General features: G+C 60.6%; 1 protein-coding gene. It reads right to left on the bottom strand.

Annotation, left to right across the window (positions count from 1 at the left end; all coding sequences use genetic code 11):
- Positions 1-472: condensation domain-containing protein (locus tag ACRCUN_RS34245; RefSeq protein WP_462146040.1), on the bottom strand; the 472-nt coding region annotated here is incomplete at both ends.

The raw sequence follows: 472 nt of genomic DNA, 5'->3' as shown, positions 1-472 counted from the left end.
GATCGTTCCCCAGATGCCGGCGGGTGCGCCGTCGTCGGTCCAGTGCTCCCGGAGGAACAGCACCAGATCCATACGCGCGCTGTGGGTATCTGCCTCCAACGGAGTGACCTGAAGATCGCCCAAACTGAGAGCGGCTGCTGGATTGTTGTCCAACCACGGCAGATTCTGCCAAGCGAATATCACCTGGATCAGTGGATGGTGTGCGAGACTGCGCGCCGGGTTGAGCCGCTCGACCAACACCTCAAACGGCACATCCTGATTTTCATAGGCAGACAGGCTGCGCTGGCGCACCTGATCAAGCAGTTCGCTGAAACTTGGGTTGCCTGCCACATCGACCCGCAGCACCAGGGTGTTGACGAAAAACCCGACCAATTCGTCCAGTGCCGGATCACGCCGCCCCGCAATCGGAAAGCCCACTGCGACATCTGAACTGGCGCTCATCTCGGCAAGCAGTACCGCCAGAGCCGCCTGT

This window comes from Mycobacterium venezuelense, from assembly GCF_054919535.1.
The sequence above is the reverse complement of the archived record's forward strand: the minus strand, read 5'-3'. Positions and strand labels throughout refer to the sequence as shown.